The sequence below is a fragment of the Enterococcus cecorum DSM 20682 = ATCC 43198 genome, from assembly GCF_000407565.1.
Lineage (GTDB): Bacteria > Bacillota > Bacilli > Lactobacillales > Enterococcaceae > Enterococcus_E > Enterococcus_E cecorum.
This window is the reverse complement of record NZ_ASWI01000004.1, coordinates 1064524-1086593: the sequence shown is the minus strand read 5'-3', so window position 1 is coordinate 1086593 and position 22070 is coordinate 1064524. Positions and strand designations below refer to the sequence as shown.

Genomic DNA, 22070 nt, shown 5'->3' with positions numbered 1-22070 from the left:
TAGACTTTAGAAATGGATATTTGGTATTTTTCTGCGTATTCTTTTACTTTCATTTTCAGTCACCACTTTTATTTTATAACAAGAAAGCGTATTCTTCAATTTGCTGTTTAAAAGAATATCCGTGCCCCAAAAAAGACACGGATAAGCATTATTTGGTTTGAAAACTTTCAGGATTTAAGTCTAATAAATAAGGACTTAACTGACCTTTTTGAGAAACGATATGTAATTCATGCATGGCACGAGTAAATATCGTATATAGAATTAATTGGTCATGTGCAGTGTGGAATTGTTGGTTAACATCCCAAGCAATCACTCGGTCAAATTCCAAGCCTTTTGCAAGATAGGCAGGAATAATCATGATATCACGCTTCATAAAGGTTTCCTCTGAATCAAGCAATTGGACTTTTGATTTTAGTTTCTCATCTAATTGTTGGTAAAGTTCCTGACATTCTTTCGTGGTTTTACAAATAATTGCCGTTCGTAAATGGGGTTGTTCGGCACTACATTGTTGGATAAATTGATTGAACCAAGTGATTTTTTCATTTTTATCAAGTGTCCATAAAGTAGGTAGACTGGCATGGCGAGCAGTAGCCACAACTTGGTCTTCTTGAGATAAAAACTGGTTCGCAAAGTCCGTAATTTCCTGCGTAGAACGATAACTAGTCGTTAATTGATAATTAGTCACTTCAACATCTGGGAAAAGACGATCGAGGCTGCCGACAATTGAATCATTACCAAAGATTTTTTGATTTAAATCCCCGCATAGACTGATATTCGCTTTTGGATATAAACTACGCAATAAAGCGACTTGAGCTGGTGGAAAGTCTTGCATTTCATCGATAAAGATAAAGCGCCCCTTTTGTTCGACATAGATCGGATACAGTCCTTTTGCCAATAAGAAGTATAATGTTGCATCACTAGTTGTTAATTGGCGATTGCGCAAACGATTTTTTACTTCAACTAGATGCGTTTGATATTCCGCTATATCAATGCCAGACACAGGCGCAATAGTTTTTAAGAAATGTAAGTATTGGGCTGCCAAATTGATGAACGTATAATTTTTCACTGCACGTTTGATTTTTCTAAATTTCTTTTTGACGATTTGTTGGCGAAACTCTTTTAACATTTTGCGCTCCGTTTTTTCGTCGGCTTCTAAATTTGGATTATCTTCAAAAGCTTGTTGGAGCATTTCTTCAGCAAGCGTTTTTACTTCAGGCAATTTTGCTTCATCTTTCATCAGGCCACCGATTTTTTTCAATAGTCTTGTTTGTAAGAGTTGCATGCGTTGATGAATTGGCAAGTTTGGATTAGTTTCTAAATAATAAGCACGTATTTGTTCTTTAGATAAAAGCATGCGGTCGTTTAATTTTAGATTTCTAAATAATGGGCCAACAGCGGTGATGCTCTTGAGATATGGCTTGATTTGATAGACGGCGGTGACACTTTGTTTAAAGCTATCGACAGCATTTTCTAAATCAGCCAAAAATTCTTCTTCACTCATCGTGTTTTTAGGAATTTCCATCGTTGGCAAGAGCTGTTGTAGAAAATCATTGAAAGTAAAGGTCGGCACTTGGCTTTCACCTAAAGACGGCAGCACCATCGAAATATAATCGGTAAATAAACGGTTAGGAGAGAAAACGAGGACTTGCTTTTCATCTAGCCATTGACGATTATGGTATAAAATATAGGCCACCCGTTGCAAGAGTGCGGAGGTTTTTCCACTTCCAGCAATCCCTTGAATTAAAACTGCCTTACTATGGCTGTCACGGATGATGGTGTTTTGCATTTTTTGGATGGTCGCCACGATATTTTTCATTTGATTGCTGCTGGCTTCATCTAATACTTCAAGCAAGAATTCATCATTAATTGTATCATTGGTATCGACCATTGCTTGTAGTTTGCCGTCTGTGATTTTGAATTGTCGTTTTAAAGTAAGTTCGACTTCAAAGGTGTCCTGATCGGTTTGATAACTCGCTTTTCCAAGATGACCTTCATAATATAGGTTGGCAATTGGTGCACGCCAGTCAATAATGGTTGGTTCTTCATTTTTATCCCGTAAAGAAGCGATTCCCAGGTACAGTGTTTCGTCAAGCGCTTCTTCCTTGAAATCAATCCGTGCAAAATACGGGCTTTTTTGCATGGCGGATAGTGTTTGGATACGTTTTTCTTGGGATTGGGCATTTTGATATTTCATCATTAAATCTTGTTCGTGTTTTTGATATTCTACGACAGATTCGTAAAAAGCCTCTTCAGAACCTGTTTGAATTTTTATATCGGCTAATTCTTTTAAATCACTTTGAAAATGGCCGTTTAATTCTTGTAATTTTCGACTTAAGATATTTTTCTCTTGTTCTATATTAACGAGTGTGATATTTAAATGTTGAATTTCTTGTTCTTTTGCGTTAATTGTAATCACCCCTAACAATTCTTGACTTAAAATTATAGCATAGATTAGGGGGATTAACTACCATTTGATAGTAAAAAGTATGTTACAAAGAAGATAAGTGATTACTTTCGAAGTTTTAACTAAAAGCTAAAAGATAGTTGACAATTTAGTTCGTTCGTTTATCATAAAATTAGATTATTTTTGAGGAGGAATTTTGATGCCATTCGTACACATTGAATTAGTGGAAGGTCGTAGCCAAGAACAATTAGAAAACATGATGAAAGATGTGACAGAAGCCGTTCACAAAAATACTGGTGCACCTAAAGAGCATATTCATGTCATTATTAATGAAATGAAAAAAGGCACTTATGGTGTAAACGGTGAGTGGAAAAAATAAGCAGTTCAAAAATGTCTGGAAATCTTCTAGGCATTTTTTGTTCAATTTTTCTAGCATTTCTTTTCATTTTTTCTTGCAATTTTCAAGAAATGGTGTTTAAATAGAAGACGTAAATTGATCGATGAGAAAGACACCTAAACTTGAGAGTCTTCTGATAAGAGAGGAAGGTCGTGGCTGAAAACCTTCTAGGAGAAAACCAAGGGCAGACCACTTTCACAAGACCCTTATTAATCTAGGGGCGGTGCAGACCGTTAAGACTTTCAAGGAGTAGCAATACTTAAAATTAGGTGGAACCACGTAGATACGTCCTAGTGTAGTCATAGATTATGGCTATGCTAGGACTTTTTGTTTTACGTGAATCATCAGAAATATGGAGGAAAACAAGATGATTAAAATTACTTTTCCAGATGGTGCAGTCAAGGAATTTGCTGCAGGTGTCACAACGAAAGAAATCGCTGAAGGTATTTCAAAGAGTTTAGCGAAAAAAGCATTAGCCGGTAAATTAAACGGCCAATTAATTGATTTAACACGCGAAATCAATGAAGATGGAGCAATTGAAATTATTACGCCAGATCATGAAGATGCGTTGAGCCTATTACGCCATTCAAGTGCCCATTTAATGGCTCAAGCAATGCGTCGTTTATATCCCAAAATTCACTTTGGCGTAGGTCCAGCCATTGATTCTGGTTTCTACTACGATACAGATAATGGCGAAAATGCAATTACTGCAGAAGACCTACCAGCTATCGAAGCGGAAATGATGAAGATTGTGAAAGAAAACTTACCAATCGAACGCCGTGTCTTAACAAAACAAGAAGCGCTAGAATTATTTGCGCAAGATCCATATAAAGTGGAATTAATTACCGAATTACCTGAAGATGAAGTGATTACTGCTTACCAACAAGGTGAATTCGTAGACCTTTGCCGTGGCCCACATGTTCCTTCAACTGGTCGTATCCAAGTCTTCCAATTATTATCAGTGGCAGGTGCATACTGGCGCGGAAATTCTGACAACCATATGATGCAACGTGTTTATGGTACTGCCTTCTTTGATAAAAAAGACTTAAAAGAATTCTTGCGTTTACGTGAAGAAGCTAAAGAACGTGATCACCGTAAATTAGGTAAAGAACTTGATTTATTCATGGTATCTAAGGAAGTTGGTTCTGGTTTGCCATTCTGGTTACCAAAAGGCGCTACGATCCGTCGTACCATTGAACGCTACATTGTTGATAAAGAAATTAGCTTAGGTTACCAACATGTCTATACTCCAGTGATGGCTGATGTGAACCTTTATAAGACTTCTGGCCACTGGGATCACTACCATGAAGATATGTTCCCACCAATGGATATGGGCGATGGCGAAATGTTGGTATTACGCCCAATGAACTGTCCGCACCACATGATGGTCTATAAAAATGACATCCATTCCTACCGCGAGTTACCAATTCGTATTGCTGAATTAGGAATGATGCATCGTTATGAAAAATCAGGAGCTTTATCTGGTTTACAACGTGTGCGTGAAATGACTTTAAATGATGGACATACATTTGTGCGTCCAGATCAAATTAAAGATGAATTCAAACGTACTTTAGACTTAATGACTTCTGTTTACCATGATTTTGGTATTGATGATTATCGTTTCCGTCTAAGTTATCGTGATCCAAATAATACAGATAAGTACTTTGATGATGATGCTATGTGGGAAAATGCACAAACCATGTTAAAAGCTGCGATGGATGAATTAGGCTTAGAATACTTTGAAGCAGAAGGAGAAGCTGCATTCTACGGTCCTAAACTAGACGTCCAAGTAAAAACAGCACTAGGTATGGAAGAAACACTATCTACTATCCAATTAGACTTCTTATTACCTGAACGTTTTGATTTAACATATGTGGGTGAAGATGGCGAAAATACCCACCGCCCAGTCGTTATCCACCGTGGAATCGTCTCAACTATGGAACGTTTTGTCGCTTACTTAACAGAAGTGTATAAAGGGGCTTTTCCAACATGGTTAGCACCAATTCAAGCAACCATTATTCCTGTGTCTGTGGATGCGCATAGTGATTACGCTTATGAAATCAAACGTCGTCTACAAGAAAAAGGATTACGTGTCGAAGTGGATGATCGTAACGAAAAAATGGGTTACAAGATCCGTGCTTCTCAAACGCAAAAAATTCCTTACCAAATCGTTGTTGGGGATAAAGAAGTGGAAGAAGGCACCGTCAATATCCGCCGCTACGGTAGCAAAGAAACACATGTAGAATTACTAGACATGTTTATCGATGCGATAGTTGCGGACGTGAAGAACTACAGCCGTAAATAGTGAAACAAAATGATAAAGATGCCAAACGTATTGATATCGGTTTGGCATCTTTTCTTTGTATTTCAAAAATTAAATTTTTGACATCTTTTTAATTTTGTTTGAATACTTTTAAGCTAGCTTAAAATTTATTGATAGGTGATATTATGAAATCGTTGTTAGAATTAGAAGAGTTACCGTATGAAGAACCAACTAGATCAATTTTTGAGCAATTCATTTTTACGTGCACATATACAAGTAGCTAATTTTAGCGTTTTATTAGAAAAACAAATGATGTAGTGCCGTATATTTCTTTGTTTTTTTCTAATTTTAATTTCATTTAGCAATATGGGTCTAATCTATTTAGACCTTTATTTATTTTTGAGGGGGAGTATGATGGATGTCTTAGAAAAGGAATTAACAAAAGGTTCTGTATCGTATAAAGAAAATGAAACTTGGAGATATTATTTTTTTGATAATAACATACCGACTCAAGGTTGGAAAATACATATTAGTTCACAAATGAAAGATTGTATCGAAATATTTAAGATAATTTCGACAGTGATGAAAGATGAAAAATGTACATACCGGTGCAGCTTACGTGATTGCAAGGCGTGGTCAAGGTTTTAAAGAAACGAAAATTAATTAAAATATTACATATAAAAAATTCTTCCATGGCAAATAGATAACAACCTAAGAGAGTTGTGTTTATCCCTGTATGGTCGTAATTTTAGAAGTTTAAGCAAATAAAGATTGTATGGCTAAGCTTTTGTTTAAAAATAAAATAAAAGATGTTGAAATAGTTATTTGTTTAAATGGAATAGGTTAACCGTATGACCTTGATTTGAAAAAATTTTAAAATAAACTCTAGGTTTCAAATGTTTTAATTTAGAGTTACGGTATTAATCATGGACGATTGGACATTGTTTAAAAATAGTATACAAAATATTTCTAAAGATGAAATTAAACTAATTGATACATTAAGTTATTTGCAAGCCGAAAGAATTCGCCGCGGTATTTCTCAAACTGAGCTTGCCGAAAAAATAGGAATGAAACAATCTCAATTGGCTAAAATTGAACAATTGGATTCTACCCCGACATTAGCAACCTTAAATCGTTATGCAAAAGGTTTAGGTTTAGCCATACAAATCAAAGTTGTAGCATACGCCGAAGCATAAATAGCACATTTTAAGAACGATGGTTGGAAAGGTGAAGATGCTGTTAGGGATACAAATTATTAATGCCGCACAGTATTCCAAGTTCATACACTATCAAACGGACTTTTCATGGATTAATTTTGCAATCTATTTGATTTTATGAAAAAAGTATGCTATATTTTCATTAGTAATGATACTTGAAGGTGAGTGAGCGATATTTAATTGCTCACTCTTTTTAATGAAAAAATGCCTTGAAGTTCACTAAAGGAGGTCTGAAGAATTTGAGTAGCGTTGTCCAAACAGTTACCGATTTAGTTACACCAATTGTTGATGAACATGGATTTGAATTAGTAGAAGTAGAATTTGTCAAAGAAGGAAAAAGCTGGTATCTTCGTGTCTTTATCGATAAAGAAGGCGGAATTGATATTGAAGAATGTGCGCTTGTCAGTGAACAATTAAGCGAAAAATTAGATAATGTTGATCCTGATCCAATCCCACAAGCTTACTTTTTAGAGGTTTCTTCACCAGGAGCAGAACGCCCATTGAAGAAAGAAAAAGATTATGAAAAAGCATTAGGAGGATACATTCATATTTCTTTATATCAAGCGGTTCAAGATGAAAAAGTTTATGAAGGATTTTTGGAAAGCTTCGATGAAAATCAATTAACATTAAAAGTCCGCATCAAAACACGTGAAAAACAAATCACTTTTGATCGAAACAATATTGCCAAAGCACGTTTAGCAATTCAGTTTTAATTATGGAGGGAAAATAGTCAAATGAGTAAAGAAATGTTAACGGCCTTAGAAACTTTAGAAGCGGAAAAAGGTATTGCCAAAGAAATCGTGATTGAAGCCTTGGAAGCCGCTTTAATCTCTGCCTATAAACGCCACTATGGACAAGCCCAAAATGTGGAAGTTGAATTTGATCAAAAGAAAGGGGACATCCATGTTTATGCGGTGAAAGAAGTCACTGAAGAAGTCATGGATAGTCAATTAGAAGTTTCAATTAAAGATGCGACTGCGATTAATCCGCATTATGAAATTGGAGATAAGATTCGTTTTGAAGTGACACCAAAAGATTTCGGTCGGATTGCTGCTCAAACTGCTAAACAAGTCATCTTACAACGTGTTCGTGAAGCAGAACGTAGCATTATTTATGAAGAATTCTCACAATATGAAAAAGAAATTCTTCAAGGAATCGTTGAACGTCAAGATAATCGTTATATCTACGTGAATTTAGGGAAGATTGAAGCCGTCTTATCAAAACAAGACCAAATGTTAAATGAATTCTACCAACCACATGACCGCATTAAAGTCTTTGTATCCAAGGTAGAAAATACTTCAAAAGGCCCTCAAGTTTTTGTCAGCCGTAGTCATCCGGATTTACTACGCCGTTTATTTGAACAAGAAGTCCCAGAAGTGTATGATGGTACTGTTGAAATCATGAGTATTGCCCGTGAAGCTGGGGACCGTTCTAAAATTGCGGTTCGTTCATTTGATGCAGATATTGATCCAGTGGGTACTTGTGTCGGTCCAAAAGGTCAACGTGTTCAAAATGTAGTCAATGAATTAAAAGGCGAAAACATGGATATCGTCGAATGGGATGAAGATCCAGCTGTTTACATTGCCAATGCGTTGAATCCAGCAGAAGTCAGCGATGTAATCTTTGACTTAGAAAATCCAAAATCATGTACGGTTGTTGTGCCAGACAATCAATTATCCTTAGCGATTGGTAAACGTGGTCAAAATGCTCGTCTAGCTGCTAAATTAACCAACCATAAAATCGACATCAAGCCTGAATCTCAAATGCAAGAATTCTATGCTCAACTTGAAGCGCAAGAAGCACAAGAAGATTACGAGGAAGAATTAGTAGAAGAAGCGTTCGATGAAGTAGCTCAAGAAGTAAATGATGATGTCGTAGCTGATGAAGTTACACAAGAAGATGTAGAAGAAGTTTTAGAAAGTGAAGATGAAACTTTAACTGAAGAATAGGAGGTACCTATGAAGCAAAGAAAAATTCCTTTAAGAACCTCTGTTGTAACCGGTGAAGTGATTCCCAAAAAACAATTATTAAGAATTACGCGCTCAAAAGAAGGTGTCGTTTCCATCGATCCAACGGGTAAAATGCCTGGTCGCGGTGCCTATATCGCGATGGAGCCAGAAGAAGCTGAACTTGCTTGGAAAAAACGCATCTTTGATAAAAAATTTGGTGTGACGTTAAGTGACGAATTTTATCAAGAATTACTAGATTATGTCAAACATCAAAAAGCACGTCGAGAGTTATTTGGAAATGAATAAACAAAAAGTATTAAATCTCTTAGGTCTAGCCCAACGAGCAGGAAAATTAGTAACAGGTGAAGAACTTGTTACCAAAGAAATCCAAGCACAGAAAGCAAAATATGTTTTTGTAGCAAGCGATGCGGGTAAGAATACCTTAAAGAAATTGCAAGATAAATCAAGATATTATGAAATCCCTCTAAGTGAAGCTTTTACTAGTCTTGAATTGACCCAAGCTTTAGGAAAACCAAGAAAAGCAATTGCGGTGATGGATCACGGCTTTGCTAAGAAAATGGGGGAATTATTGAACGAATAGGAAGGTGATTGAATGAGTAAAGTCAGAATTTATGAATTGGCGAAAGATTTAAATATCTCCAGTAAAGAATTAGTCGAGAAAGCCAAAACAATTGGAATGGAAGTTGAAAATCATCGCAGTGCCATCACGAAAGAAGAAGCGCAACAATTAAAAGCTGAGTTTCAAAATCGTGAAGTGATACAAACGGATGGTCATAAGAAATTCCAAACCCAAAGAAACAATCCAAACTTTCTAAACCGTCATAAACAACAAAGAAATGCGAATTCAAATAATCGAAATCGCAAAAATACAAAAAATGGCGCAAATCAAAAGCCAGCCGATGCTTCGAAAAATGAATCAGCAAGCAAAAATAAAGTAGTGAAACCAGTTACTCAAGCCAAAGCGACTCCTAAAAAAGCTGAACAAGAGAAGCAACCTAAAGCGACTGAAGTGAAAAAAGCAGCAGTCACGAAGCAAGAAGTGAAGCAAGAAGTTGTTTCACAAGAGAAGCAAACTACTGAAGTTAAAGTTGCTAAAGAAAAACCAGCTGAAAAAGTACTTCCAGTTCAGCCTGAGAAAAAGGAAACACCTAAACCAAAAGTAGCTACAGTAGTTGAGAAGAAAGCAGAGGAAAAGGTGGTTGCTAAAGTTAGTGAAAAAGAAGTAAACATTGAGCAACCTCAATTGGATCCTAAAAATGAAAAACCAGAAATGAAAGTTGTTGATAATGTGTCAAATGATAAAAAGGAAAAGAAATCTCAAGTGAGTCAACCTGAAAAGCAAGGGAAATCAATGAAACAAGAAAATCAATCAAAATCAGAAAAAGCGAAAAAAGTTGCCCCAGTTGCCACTGAACAAGAGAATCGTAAACAAGAGCGACCAAAAAACAAAGCGAAAAAACAACATAACAATAATCGCTATGAAGACGCTAATTTTGGTAGAGGACGAAATGCTAAAACGAATAATAAGAAAGATTTCGACAAACCAAATAATAAATTCAAGGGCAAAAAAGGCAAAAATAATAAGCAACAAGAAAAGAAACCAGCTGTGCCACCACGCAAGTTCCGTGAATTACCAGAAGTATTGGAATATACAGATGGTATGAATGTCGCTGAAATTGCGAAAAAAATTCACCGTGAACCAGCTGAAATTATCAAGAAATTATTTATGATGGGCGTAATGGTGAATCAAAACCAACCATTAGATACGGATACCATTGAATTATTAGCAGCAGACTATGGAATCGATGCGCAAGAAAAAGTCCAAGTCGATATTGCAGATATTGATAAATTCTTTGAACCTGAAGAAATCAATGAAGAGAATTTAGTGGCACGTCCACCAGTTGTGACAATCATGGGACACGTTGACCATGGTAAAACGACTTTACTAGATACTTTACGTAATTCACGGGTAACAAGTGGAGAGGCTGGCGGAATTACCCAACATATTGGGGCGTACCAAATTGATATCGATGGTAAACCAATTACCTTCTTGGATACACCTGGACACGCAGCCTTCACAAGTATGCGTGCTCGTGGTGCAAGTATCACGGATATCACTATTTTAGTCGTAGCGGCTGATGATGGAGTTATGCCACAAACTGTTGAAGCGATTAACCACGCCAAAGCTGCCAATGTACCAATTATTGTAGCAGTAAATAAAATTGATAAACCAGCGGCTAATCCACAACACGTGATGCAAGAATTAACCGAATATGAATTAATTCCAGAAAGCTGGGGAGGCGATACCATCTTTGTAGAAATCTCAGCGAAATTCGGTCAAAATATTGATGAATTATTAGAAATGATTCTATTAGTTGCTGAGGTGGAAGACTTAAAAGCTGATCCAACGCAACGTGCAATTGGTACGGTTATTGAAGCTCGTCTAGATAAAGGTAAAGGACCAGTTGCTACATTATTAGTACAACAAGGAACGATGCATGTTGGTGATCCAATTGTTGTCGGTAATACATTTGGTCGTGTCCGCGTGATGACAAATGACTTAGGACGTCGTGAAAAAGCTGCTGGCCCTGCAACTCCAGTGGAAATTACTGGTTTGAATGATGTACCACAAGCCGGTGATCGTTTCGTTGTCTTTGAAGATGAAAAGACGGCGCGTGCTGCTGGTGAAGAACGTGCGAAACGTGCTTTAGTCCAACAACGTGCAGTTACACATCGCGTTACTTTAGATAACTTATTCGATAGCCTAAAAGAGGGTGAATTGAAGGAAGTTAATGTGATTATTAAAGCGGACGTACAAGGATCTGCGGAAGCTCTAGCCGCCTCTTTACAAAAAATTGATGTAGAGGGTGTTCGTGTTAATATCGTTCACTCAGCGGTTGGAGCGGTAAATGAAAGTGACGTCACACTAGCAGCAGCATCTAATGCGATTATCATTGGTTTCAATGTTCGCCCTACACCACAAGCGAAACAACAAGCCGAACTTGAAAGTGTGCAAATTCGTTTACATCGTATTATCTATAAAGCGATTGAAGAAATTGAAACTGCGATGAAAGGGATGCTTGATCCAGAATACGAAGAAAAAATTACAGGTCAAATGGTGGTCCGTGAAACCTATAAAGTATCTAAAGTCGGTACAATTGCTGGATGTTATGTATTAGAAGGTTCAATTAAACGTGATAGCGGCGTACGTGTCATTCGTGATGGTATCGTTATTTACGAAGGACAACTTGCTAGTTTGAAACGCTTCAAAGATGATGTCAAAGAAGTCAAAATGGGATTTGAATGTGGTGCGATGATTGAGAAATTCAACGATATCAAAGTAGACGACATTATTGAAGCCTTCATCATGGAAGAAGTCAAAGTAGACTAATAGACTGCTGCTAAGGAGGAAATTATGGCAAACTATCGTGATAGACGCTTAGCACAAGAAATCCAAAAAGAAGTCAATCAAATCTTGCGTAAAAAAGTTCGTGACCCACGCGTACAAGAAGTAACAATTACTGAAGTTCGTGTGACTGGAGATTTACAACAAGCAACGATTTACTATACCATTTTATCTAATCTTGCTTCAGATCGTACAAAAGCACAACAAGGGTTAGAAAAAGCAACTGGACTAATCAGACGAGAATTGGGTCATGTGTTAACCTTATATAAAACACCTGAACTATTCTTTAGCTATGATGAATCTATTGACTATGGAAATAAAATTGATGAAATGCTAAGAAATTTAAATAAAGAATATTAATTTTTTGCTGAGTCAGAAAGTATCATCTGGCTCAGTTTTTTTATTACAATTTTTGATTTGTGTCTTTACTATTTGTCCAACAAAGAGTAAACTTCGCCTATTATTAAAAAATTCTATAACAATAATTACTCTATCTGTTTGCGTTTTCACGTACAAAGGTGTACAATACGGGGAGGATATAAGGAGAGAAAAATTTATGAAAAGAGTAACTTATACGAAAGAAATGATTGTCGACGCTGGATTAAATGTTATCTTTGAACAAGACTTTAAACATTTGACCGCTCGTGCTATTGCTAATGAATTAGGCTGTTCCCCACAACCCATTTATTTGCAATTTGAAAATATGGACGATTTGAAAGATGCGATTGTCGCGAAGTTATGGCAACGATGTCATAATTATATGGAGCTCAAGCATAAAAAAGATAGCCGTAAAATGATAAATTACCCCTTATCTTTTATCCGCTATGCATTAAAGAAATCAAATTGGTATCAGAGCTGTTTTCAAGATATAAGTGGTAATCCAAAAGGGGTAAATGAAAAGTTAAAAACCTATTTTATGACGGAGATTTTTGAATTTGAACGTAACTTAACAGATAAAGAACAAAAATTCTTCTTTATTGAGGCCTTTGCATATATTCATGGGCTAATTGGTGCGGTAAATAGTGGTCGTATTCGTAAAGATGAGTCACAAATAGCACATAGATGGGAAAACTACTTACAGGATTTAGCACAAAGATATCCATTAAGTTTTGAGGCACAATAGCAATATGTAAACTTTCTTTTTAACATATTAGAAAAGGGCTATTGCAAGATTTTGCTAAGCGCATTAAAATATGGGTGAATAAAGGAAAAGTTCTGTATAGGAGAAGTAATCTAAATGATTGGAAAAAGGATAGCAGTAAATTAAATGGTGCTTTTGTCTGAAAAAAAACAAGAGTGCCATTTAATTTTTTTATGCACACTTTGATTCGCTCAAGGTGATTTTTTGTGCCTGATTTGTTAACTTGTTTTTATTTCATATGTAGGATAAAATGGAGAAGTGTGATTTTATAGAAAAGGAAGGAAATCATGGAAGGCATTTTACCTTTATGGAAAGAACGTGGCTTAACGAGTCATGACTGTGTATTTAAGTTACGCAAAATTTTACATATGAAAAAGATTGGTCATAGCGGGACTTTGGATCCTGATGTTGATGGCATTTTACCAATCTGTATCGGACGAGCGACTAAGGTTGTTGAATTTTTGACGGATTCTGGAAAAGTATATGAAGGCGAAATTACTCTAGGCTATTCGACGACGACAGAGGATGCGAGTGGGGAGATTGTTGATTTAACACCCGTTGAAAAAGTTCTGTCAAATGATTTGATTGATAGCACAATGCAGACTTTTATTGGTGAGATTACGCAAATTCCACCCATGTATTCAGCAGTTAGAGTGAATGGTAAGCGATTATATGAATATGCACGTAATGGTGAAACTGTTGAAAGACCTGTCAGAAAAGCTCAAATTTATCGCTTTCAAAGAATCACGGAACCGGTCTTTGATGCGCAAAAACACACGCTATCTTGGCGCTTTCAGGTAGCTTGTGGCAAAGGTACTTATGTTCGTACGCTAGCTGTTGATTTAGGGAAAAAATTAGGCTTTGCTGCTCATATGTCCGATTTAACACGGATAAAAAGTGGTGGTTTTACCAAAGAGCAAGCCGTAACTTTAGACCAAGTAGCTCAAGCGATGGCAAACAATGAGGTAGAAAAGCTGCTTTTACCCATTGAGTATGGGGTTCGTGATTTTCCACGCATTGATATTTCTGAAGAGTTGACTAAAAAAGTGATGAATGGGATGCGGATTCCGTATTGGCAATTTGGTTTTAATACTTGTCCAGATCGTCCAATCGCTTTATATTACAAAGAGTGCGTATTAAGTATCTATGAAGTCAGTCCAAGTGATAATAATATGCTTAAACCAAAAAAAATGTTAAGAAGGCAATTAGAAATGAAGGAATAATAGTTATGAATATCATTGAATTAAGACATCCATATCACCAAGAACGAGTCATCAAGGAAGAAGTTGTTTTGGTGCTAGGCTTTTTCGACGGAGTACATCGCGGACATCAAGCAGTGATTGAACAGGGGAAAAAACTAGCAAAAGAAAAGAATCTGAAACTAGCACTGATGACTTTTAACCAACACCCATCCATTGTTTTTCAAAAAATGTCTAAAGAAACGATGACCTATTTAACGAGCATGCATCAAAAAGCGCAATTATTTGAAAAAGCTGGGGTGGATTTATTATATGTGGTTGATTTTACTTCAGCCTTTGCAAAATTAACGCCCGAAGAATTTATCGAACAATATATCATTGGGTTACATGCTAAAGTAGTTGTGGCTGGATTTGACTATACATTTGGCTATCAAGGAAAAGCAACAATGACAGATTTAGCGCAATTAGCAAACCAACGCTTTGAAGTTATCGAAGTCCCTGAATTAAGCGAACATGGACAAAAGGTTAGTTCGACTGCCATTCGCCAAGCTTTGGCAAAAGGCGATATGCAAGCAGTCAATGAATTATTAGGCTATCCTTATACGATAGAAGGAACGGTGATGCATGGCGATGCGCGTGGCCGTACACTGGGATTTCCTACAGCGAATATTCGTTTTACCCCAACGACGCGCTTACCAATCGAAGGCGTGTATGTTTGTGAATTTAAAGTGGGGAATACCTGGCATCAAGCAATGGGATCAATTGGCCATAATGATACGTTTGGAGAAGGCCGTAAATTAACAGTAGAGGTCTATATTTTAGATTTTCATCAAGAAATTTATGGAGAATTTGTGGAAGTGCGTTGGTTACATCTACTCCGTGAACAAATTAAATTTGATGGAGCTGAGCGTTTGATTCAACAACTCCATCAAGATGAGGTAGATACAAGAGCATATTTTGCGACCTTAGCGAAGGAATCATGATTTTTGAACATTAATTAGCTGAAATTCTTCGCTATCAGGCACTTTTATGATGAGAAATCCGTCTGGCAAAGTCGCAGGGGAAACGTCTTTGATATTTTTTCCGCTTGCAATCTGTGCCATACGGATTAATTCTTTTTCATCTTTGCTGCTGGCTACGAGATTTCCGAGATTAAAAAGGACATTTTCTTCCATGACAATCACTTCCTTGTGTATATTATATCAAAAATGAGAAAGAAAGGGGGATGGAAATGTTAGAGGCTATTTCAAGTTATATTCATATACCTTTTTGCGAGCATATTTGTTATTATTGCGATTTTAATAAAGTCTTTTATGAAGGACAACCCGTAGATGAGTACCTAGAAAAACTGGATTTGGAAATGAAATTATGGCTAGAAAAATATCCGCAACAACAAACACCAACCATCTACATTGGGGGAGGGACGCCAACTTCTTTAAATGATGCTCAGTTACGTTCTTTATTAACAAGTGTAACCAAATATTTTGATGTGACGACAACCAAAGAATTTACTGTTGAAGCGAATCCAGGAGATTTAACAGAAAATAAACTTCATATTATGCAAGAATTTGGGGTCAATCGGTTATCAATGGGTGTGCAGACTTTTAATGACCGTTTGCTAAAGAAAATTGGTCGGAAGCATACGGTTAAAGATGTGGATGATACACTGAACTTTTTAGCGAAGAATCATTTTGATAATGTGAGTATTGATTTGATTTATGCTTTACCAGGTCAGACGCAGCAAGATTTTGATGAGACCTTAAAGCAAGCACTTAGTTATGACTTGCCACATTACTCGATGTATTCTTTGATTTTGGAAAATAAGACGATGTTTATGAATTGGGTGCGCAAAGGTCGATTAGAATTACCTAGCCAGGAAGAAGAGGCGGGAATGTTTGCCTTGGCGATGGATGTGATGCGTCAAAAAGGTTATGAGCAGTATGAAGTTTCAAACTTTGCTAAACCAGGCTTTCAGTCACAGCACAACCTTGTTTACTGGAATAATGAGTACTACTTTGGCTTCGGCGCTGGGGCTAGTGGATATGTCGACAAAGTAAGATATAAAAATCATGGCCCGATTCAACATTATTTAAATCCTTTACGAAACCAACAATTGCCCATTCTCTCTGAAGAAACCTTAGATCAAAAAGCACGTATGGAAGAGGAGATGTTTTTAGGACTCCGTAAAGCACAAGGCGTCTCCATTGCGCACTTTAATGAGAAATTTGGTGTTGATTTTCATCAAATATACGGTTCTGTTGTTGAAAATTATGTATCTAAAGGATTACTCAATCAAACGGATAACGGCTATATTCAACTAACCAAAAAAGGACTTTTTCTAGGGAATGAAGTATTTGAGGGATTCTTACTTTAGCTTGTGAATTCATTGTATATTAATACTAAATAGCTTTCAAAAGTTATGATTTTCCGTGTATCTTTTTTGATATTAGCATACGCCATACTTATTTGTTAAATTGATATTTTTTCAAAACTTTTGAACGAAATACAGTAGGAAGTATTCAGATGAATAGATTGTACTTATAATGAATACAATATAGACTCACTAGGTGTAAGATCATTTATTTTGTGATATTACACCTTAGTGAGCCTTTTGTGTCAAATATTTATATTGCAAAAAAAAGATAGCTGTACTATTAGTGTGAGTGATATAATTGATATGAGTTATATTTCATGTTTTTCAAGTTTGTACATAATTGTGGCAATCCATACAGAAATAAATGATGGTAAGAATGCGAGCATGAGATAGGCCGGACTACTGACTCCCCCTTCGATTAACTTTTCAATGTCAGTACCTTTAATAAAATTATCAACAGCCACCTGATACAAAGTGATATAAATGAGTCCCCATTGAATATAGTATTCAATTAAGGTGAAGATGGTCATTGATATATGCCATTTATTTGCAAGTTTACTGACTAGAAAATATAAAATGACTCCTGAAACCAAAATTAGCATAAACATTGTCATAAAGGGGGACTTTCCAAGTGGTGTTACGATATATTGGCTGATGAGCAAAAGTCCAAATACTAGGATTAAAAATACAGTTGTTGAAAAGAATAGCATTGCGGCAAAAACAGCTAAAGTTTTAAAGAAAATAAAACGTTCAAGTCGTTTGGAATTAATCACTCTTCCTAAAAATAGTAGTAAAACTAAAAGTATAATCTCGTTCATTTCTAACCCCTCCATTTTTCATCATAACAGAATGATGATATTTTATCAAATTTATTAGCATCACGAATAAATAACCTAATATGATAATTTACAATCGAAAAATAAACTGGAAATCAAAGGTCGTTTTCACTATAATAAAATGCATGAAAAGGGGGAAGACAGATGATTCAACGTGTTTTAAAACAAGCAAAAGAGACGTTAAAAGATTTAAATAAGAACAAATGGCGCTATTTGTATACAGGGATTTTAATCCAGTTAATATTTGGTGTTGCGGGAAGCTTTATGCTTAGAAGAATCTTTGGCTTTGTATTGTTGATGACAGGACAGGATAATTTGAATAACACAAATATTATTCAGATACTCTTGAATCCAATTGGGTTTATTAGTTTAATTGTTTATTTAATATTGCTGGTAGTATTATTATTTCTTGAATACCAAGTTTTTTGCTTAATGATTCTAGGGGCAAGCAACCAGAAAAAAATAGCATGGAAAGAATTATTTCATCCAACGCATTTAAAGTTGAATAAGCAAAATATATTCAACGGATTGTATTTTTTAGTATATGTTATTTTAGGAATTCCGATTGCCAATTTAGGTTTATCTACTACTTTGACAAACGAACTATACATTCCGGATTTTATTACAGGTGAATGGAGTAAGTCACCAACTAGTGCAGTTTTACTATTTGTTTGGGGCTTGACATTGATTTATTTAGCCTTTCGTTTTTTATTTGTAGTTCCATTATTTACACTGACTGATTTGAATTTCCCACAAATTTATAAGCGAAGTTGGCAAATGACAAAAGGTAAATTAATTGAATTTTTCTTAAGTTTTACCATGATTGAATTTGTATTACTGCTCATATTATTGCCTGTGTTTTTATTATCTATAGCTTTAGCCTTAATTTTAGATAATAACGGCAGTAATCTATTCTTAGAAAGTTTATTATTGACTTTGATTAATGGATGTATCTTTGCCACCAATTTATTTGTAAAAATTGGTATTTTTCATTTACTGATTCAAAATATGCAATCGTTTAGTAATAATTTACCTTTACATAATGTCCAAAAGAAACGCAAATTTGCAAGTTTGGCCTTATTATTTATGGTTTTTGCAAGTTTTTATTTAGGTGAAACCAATCAATTGGCAACGCTAGAATATAATCCAAAAATTGAAATTGTCGGTCATCGTGGCTATGTAGCTAAGGCGGTTGAAAATTCAGTAGAAGGATTGAGAGCCGCTAAAAAAATGAAGGCAAATTATGTTGAATTGGATTTACTTTATACAAAAGACCATCAGTTTGTAGTCATACACGATAATGATTTAAAACGTTTGGCTGGTCTAGATAAAAAAGTGTCTGATTTACCTGCTAATAAAGTAATCGGCTTAAAAATCAAACAAGATGGACATACAAGTAAGATTGTAAGCATGAAAGATTATTTGAAAATCGCGAAGCAGTTACAGATGCATTTGATTTTAGAATTAAAACCTACTGGAAACGAGGACAGTAGCTATGTCATTCGATTTGTAAATGAGCTTAAGCAAAGTGGAATGGAAAATCAAGTCAAAATTATGTCACTGGATCTTCCTACGATTATTGCTGTCGAAAAATTAGATCCTGACCTAGATACAGGGTATGTTATTCCAATTCAGTTTGGAAAACTGCCGAATGAACCAGTAGATTTTTATGCTATCGAGGATTTCTCCTATCGTCCCCAGTTAGCAGAAGAGGTTCATCAAATGAATAAAAAATTATTCGTATGGACAATCAATTCGCCTGATAAGATCCGCTATTATTTACAAACCCCAATTGATGGGTTAATCACTGATGAGTTAAAGACAACAAATCAAACCAAAAATGAATTAGGACACGATAAAAGCTATATTGATCGTTTATTGGACTTAGTACAGCCATTACAATGATTATGAAAATATTGATGAATGGATTATTTTGGCTCTTTTCGGAAGGTTTCTAATTGATTAAATGAAACATAGAAATTGAATAGATAAAACCTAAATCATCTAGTCAGTTTGTATAGACTTAGAAAATCAATCTAGCGTATAAACAAAAATGCCATCCAAGGAAAGTTTGTCCTAGGATGGCTCTTTTTAGTATATAGTGATAAGATGTCAAAATAGCAACGCTTCTTGTTTTCGTTTGAATTCTTGGTATACTTCTGTCATTAAGACGGTATCTTCTACTAGTTTTTCGAGTCTAAAATGAATATCGATATTTTCGATTTCATGGCGGTTAAAATCCTGTCCTTCAATAAAGACAATTTCTGGTAAGACTTGTGCTTTCATATACGATAATATTGGCTTTAGTTGCATTTCAGGGACGAGATAATGCTTGCTAGAACCAGCTGTGACTACAATGCTGACTACTTTATCACGTAAAGCTTTTTCCGGTAAAAGGTCAAAAATATTTTTTAATGATCCAGGAATGGACGCTTGGAAGATAGGTGTTCCAATGATAATCGCATCAGCTTGCATTAATTTAGACGTTACTTCGAGTGTATCACCGCTATATTCTAAGTAATTTCGACCGTCACTAAAGACTAAATCTTTTTCACAAAGATCAATCATTTCGACTTCAATTTCTGTAAATTTTAGTTTGAGATAATCTGTTGCTTTTTGGATAGCGATGGCAGTTTTACTACCAATAGTTGCGCTTGATAAGGTTACCACTTTCATCAATTATTGCTCCTTTGTATATTTTTTGACGGCAGGCAGAATGGTCGTGCCAATCATTTCAATATTTTCCATGACTTTCTTAAATGGCAGCCCACCAAAATCAATTTGGGCCATGTAACGTTGATGTCCAAACTCTTCATATTGATATAGAATTTTTTCAATAATTTGTTGCGGACTACCGATAGCCATTACGTCTTTAGGATGCGCACCATTGGCAAATAAGCGTTTGTTAAAGCCAGTACCATTCGCGATTTCAATCCCTTTATTGACATATGGATAAAATTCGCGTAAAGCTGTTTGACTATCTTTGGCTGCATAGAAAAGTCCGGTGGTTGCTACTGGGAAATCATCTGGGTTATAGCCGTTGATGGCCAAGCTTTCACGATAAGCCATGACTGAACGTTTGAAGATACTTACCGGACCGCCCAACATTGCAATGGCCATTGGAACACCTTGATGGCCAGCTTTAATGGCACTTTCTGCAGGACCACCAACTGCACGCCAAATCGGCATCTTATCACTTAATGGTCGTGGTAAGACTTCTGCATTCTTTAAAGGTGCGCGGAAATTGCCTTCCCAGGTGACGAATTTCTCTTGATTGATTTTTAGTAGGAGTTCAAATTTTTCTTCAAATAGTTCTTCATAGTCTTTTAAATCATAGCCTAGTAATTCAAACAATCCTACACGTGATGCGCGTCCACCAATAATCTCTGCGCGTCCATTTGAAAGTAAATCTAATGTCGCAAAGTTTTCATAAATACGGACAGGATCAGAAGTAGAGACGATGGTAGCAGCTGAACCAATTTTAATTTTTTTAGTGGCTTGACTGACTGCACCTAACATGACGGCGTGGGCCTGTCCAACAAAGTATTTTTGATGGCTCTCATCGATACTGAAAAAATCAAGGCCTGCTTGTTCGGCTAAGACCGCTTCTTGGACAATTTGGTCGACACGTTCTTTGGCTGAAATCCTTTCTCCGGTTAGGGCATCTGGCATATGGTCACCTAAGGAATAAAGGCCAAATTCTAAACCATTTTTAGGGTCAATTCGATAATCTTGCATACTCATAAACTTTTCCTCTTTTCTTTTGTGTTTTCGTTTTACGTGTAAAGTGTACGGCGTGTTGTAAAATTTGTGAAGTAGGCACTTTAAAGGCAGTAGGTATCTTTTAGGAAACTTTTTTTGCTACCAAGACATTTTCTTCACAAAATTATTTAAGAATTTATTAAGAGATACCTTAGAACAAGAAACAGCATTTTTGATAATCCTTCTTTCCTTCAGTACGATAAAAATAGTTTTGATAACAAATAGGAATAGGGGAAAACAGATGGAGAAAAAAGTTTTAGTTGTAACTGGTGCTTCTAAAGGTATTGGTTTACAAATCGTTTTAGCTGGATTAAAGGCGGGTTACCAAGTCGTCGCAACAAGTCGTAATAAAGAACATTTAACCCAAGAAGTTCAAACGCAATTACCTGAGTTTCAGTCCAATTTTTATGCGGTGAATATGCCATTTGATGAAGAGGGGATTCGTCAAGGCATTGCAAAAATCATTGAAAAATTTGGAAGAATCGATTATCTCGTGAATAATGCGGGATATGCCTTACTTGGTGCAATAGAAGAATTTTCATTATCTGAAGTACGTACGAATTTTGATGTGAATTTCTTTGGTCTTTTCCAAGTGATTCAGGAAGTCTTACCAATTATGCGTAAACAACAATTTGGCCGAATAATCAATATGGCTTCGATTTCTGGAAGTGTAACCGGTCCTACGCAAGGGGTCTATTCTGCGACCAAAGCGGCTGTGATTATGCTGAGCGAGGCATTAAATGAAGAAGTGCGACCATTTAATATTCAATATTCAAGTCACTGCGATTTGTCCAGGTGGCGTAAGGACCGACTTTTTGGACCAAACCTCGATGAAGCGTCCGGCCAAACAAATTGAAGACTATGATGTGGTTCGCCAAACAATGTCTGGTTTTGACCGCTTAAATCATAATCAAAGTGGCGATCCTGTTAAAGTAGCCCAAGCGATTATAGCAGTGACTCACATGGAACAAGCACTGGGCCGTTTATACTTAGGCGTGGGAGCACTTGCCACATTACAACATCAAATCAATCATGTGGTCGAAGAAGTCAATCAAAATGTTGCTTTGAGCCAAAGTACAGAACATGAATAATCAGATGCAC

At 36.0% G+C, this 22070-nt stretch carries 22 protein-coding genes; 17 read left to right on the top strand and 5 right to left on the bottom strand.

Annotated features, from left to right (window positions below; translation table 11 throughout):
- Positions 1-148: 148 nt before the first annotated feature.
- Entirely contained in the window at positions 149-2407 is a 2259-nt protein-coding gene (gene helD / locus I567_RS11280) for an RNA polymerase recycling motor HelD (RefSeq protein WP_026209997.1), read from the bottom strand.
- Positions 2408-2603: 196 nt separating this feature from the next.
- On the opposite strand from helD, the gene I567_RS11275 reads away from it, so the two are divergent.
- The 13 genes from I567_RS11275 to ribF all read left to right on the top strand — a co-directional run bounded on the left by I567_RS11275 (position 2604) and on the right by ribF (position 14980).
- Entirely contained in the window at positions 2604-2783 is a 180-nt protein-coding gene (locus tag I567_RS11275) for a 2-hydroxymuconate tautomerase (RefSeq protein WP_016252354.1), read from the top strand.
- A 385-nt stretch (positions 2784-3168) separates the two neighbouring features.
- Positions 3169-5106 carry a threonine--tRNA ligase gene (gene thrS, locus I567_RS11270; protein ID WP_016252353.1) on the top strand — a complete coding sequence of 646 codons (1938 nt, stop codon included), beginning with the start codon at positions 3169-3171 and terminating at the stop codon, positions 5104-5106.
- A gap of 372 nt (positions 5107-5478) precedes the next feature.
- Positions 5479-5712: a class III lanthionine synthetase LanKC N-terminal domain-containing protein gene (locus I567_RS11265; RefSeq protein WP_018345444.1), complete on the top strand. Its 234-nt coding sequence runs from the start codon at positions 5479-5481 to the stop codon at positions 5710-5712.
- Between the two features lie 278 nt (positions 5713-5990).
- Positions 5991-6260: a helix-turn-helix domain-containing protein gene (locus I567_RS11260; RefSeq protein WP_016252351.1), complete on the top strand. Its 270-nt coding sequence runs from the start codon at positions 5991-5993 to the stop codon at positions 6258-6260.
- A gap of 260 nt (positions 6261-6520) precedes the next feature.
- Positions 6521-6994: a ribosome maturation factor RimP gene (rimP, locus tag I567_RS11255; RefSeq protein WP_016252350.1), complete on the top strand. Its 474-nt coding sequence runs from the start codon at positions 6521-6523 to the stop codon at positions 6992-6994.
- A 21-nt stretch (positions 6995-7015) separates the two neighbouring features.
- On the top strand, positions 7016-8230 hold the full coding sequence (nusA, locus tag I567_RS11250) for a transcription termination factor NusA (RefSeq protein WP_016252349.1): 1215 nt from the start codon (positions 7016-7018) through the stop codon (positions 8228-8230).
- Positions 8231-8239: 9 nt separating this feature from the next.
- Positions 8240-8536, top strand: coding sequence for an RNase P modulator RnpM (rnpM, locus tag I567_RS11245; RefSeq protein WP_016252348.1), 297 nt, complete (start codon positions 8240-8242; stop codon positions 8534-8536).
- Positions 8529-8831 carry a YlxQ-related RNA-binding protein gene (locus I567_RS11240; protein ID WP_016252347.1) on the top strand — a complete coding sequence of 101 codons (303 nt, stop codon included), beginning with the start codon at positions 8529-8531 and terminating at the stop codon, positions 8829-8831. Before rnpM ends, I567_RS11240 begins: the two co-directional genes overlap by 8 nt.
- A gap of 12 nt (positions 8832-8843) precedes the next feature.
- Positions 8844-11642 (top strand): translation initiation factor IF-2, encoded by a 2799-nt coding sequence (gene infB / locus I567_RS11235; RefSeq protein WP_016252346.1) that lies wholly within the window; start codon positions 8844-8846, stop codon positions 11640-11642.
- Positions 11643-11666: 24 nt separating this feature from the next.
- The gene (gene rbfA / locus I567_RS11230) at positions 11667-12017 is read left to right on the top strand and encodes a 30S ribosome-binding factor RbfA (RefSeq protein WP_016252345.1); all 351 of its coding nucleotides are present in this window, start codon (positions 11667-11669) and stop codon (positions 12015-12017) included.
- A gap of 196 nt (positions 12018-12213) precedes the next feature.
- Complete coding sequence (locus tag I567_RS11225) at positions 12214-12780, top strand: TetR/AcrR family transcriptional regulator (RefSeq protein ID WP_016252344.1); 567 nt, start codon at positions 12214-12216, stop codon at positions 12778-12780.
- Between the two features lie 305 nt (positions 12781-13085).
- On the top strand, positions 13086-14021 hold the full coding sequence (truB, locus tag I567_RS11220; RefSeq protein ID WP_016252343.1) for a tRNA pseudouridine(55) synthase TruB: 936 nt from the start codon (positions 13086-13088) through the stop codon (positions 14019-14021).
- Positions 14022-14026: 5 nt separating this feature from the next.
- Positions 14027-14980: a riboflavin biosynthesis protein RibF gene (gene ribF, locus I567_RS11215; protein ID WP_016252342.1), complete on the top strand. Its 954-nt coding sequence runs from the start codon at positions 14027-14029 to the stop codon at positions 14978-14980.
- On the opposite strand, the gene I567_RS11210 is transcribed toward ribF, so the two are convergent.
- On the bottom strand, positions 14975-15172 hold the full coding sequence (locus I567_RS11210) for a hypothetical protein (RefSeq protein WP_016252341.1): 198 nt from the start codon (positions 15170-15172) through the stop codon (positions 14975-14977). The two genes, ribF and I567_RS11210, sit on opposite strands and share 6 nt — an antisense overlap.
- Positions 15173-15228: 56 nt before the next feature.
- Here I567_RS11210 and hemW point away from each other — a divergent pair, with 56 nt between their 5' ends.
- Positions 15229-16371: a radical SAM family heme chaperone HemW gene (gene hemW / locus I567_RS11205; RefSeq protein WP_016252340.1), complete on the top strand. Its 1143-nt coding sequence runs from the start codon at positions 15229-15231 to the stop codon at positions 16369-16371.
- Between the two features lie 308 nt (positions 16372-16679).
- Here hemW and I567_RS11200 read toward each other — a convergent pair whose 3' ends face one another.
- Entirely contained in the window at positions 16680-17189 is a 510-nt protein-coding gene (locus tag I567_RS11200) for an SA1002 family membrane protein (RefSeq protein WP_016252339.1), read from the bottom strand.
- A gap of 162 nt (positions 17190-17351) precedes the next feature.
- Between I567_RS11200 and I567_RS11195 the strand changes: the two genes are divergently transcribed.
- Entirely contained in the window at positions 17352-19112 is a 1761-nt protein-coding gene (locus tag I567_RS11195) for a glycerophosphodiester phosphodiesterase (RefSeq protein WP_016252338.1), read from the top strand.
- Between the two features lie 207 nt (positions 19113-19319).
- On the opposite strand, the gene I567_RS11190 is transcribed toward I567_RS11195, so the two are convergent.
- The gene (locus I567_RS11190; RefSeq protein WP_016252337.1) at positions 19320-19883 is read right to left on the bottom strand and encodes an NADPH-dependent FMN reductase; all 564 of its coding nucleotides are present in this window, start codon (positions 19881-19883) and stop codon (positions 19320-19322) included.
- A 3-nt stretch (positions 19884-19886) separates the two neighbouring features.
- Positions 19887-20951, bottom strand: coding sequence for an LLM class flavin-dependent oxidoreductase (locus I567_RS11185; protein WP_016252336.1), 1065 nt, complete (start codon positions 20949-20951; stop codon positions 19887-19889).
- A gap of 259 nt (positions 20952-21210) precedes the next feature.
- Between I567_RS11185 and I567_RS11180 the strand changes: the two genes are divergently transcribed.
- Positions 21211-21825, top strand: coding sequence for an SDR family NAD(P)-dependent oxidoreductase (locus I567_RS11180; protein ID WP_016252335.1), 615 nt, complete (start codon positions 21211-21213; stop codon positions 21823-21825).
- The gene (locus I567_RS12985) at positions 21800-22060 is read left to right on the top strand and encodes a Rossmann-fold NAD(P)-binding domain-containing protein (RefSeq protein WP_016252334.1); all 261 of its coding nucleotides are present in this window, start codon (positions 21800-21802) and stop codon (positions 22058-22060) included. The genes I567_RS11180 and I567_RS12985 overlap by 26 nt, the downstream gene beginning before the upstream one ends.
- Positions 22061-22070: the final 10 nt, after the last annotated feature.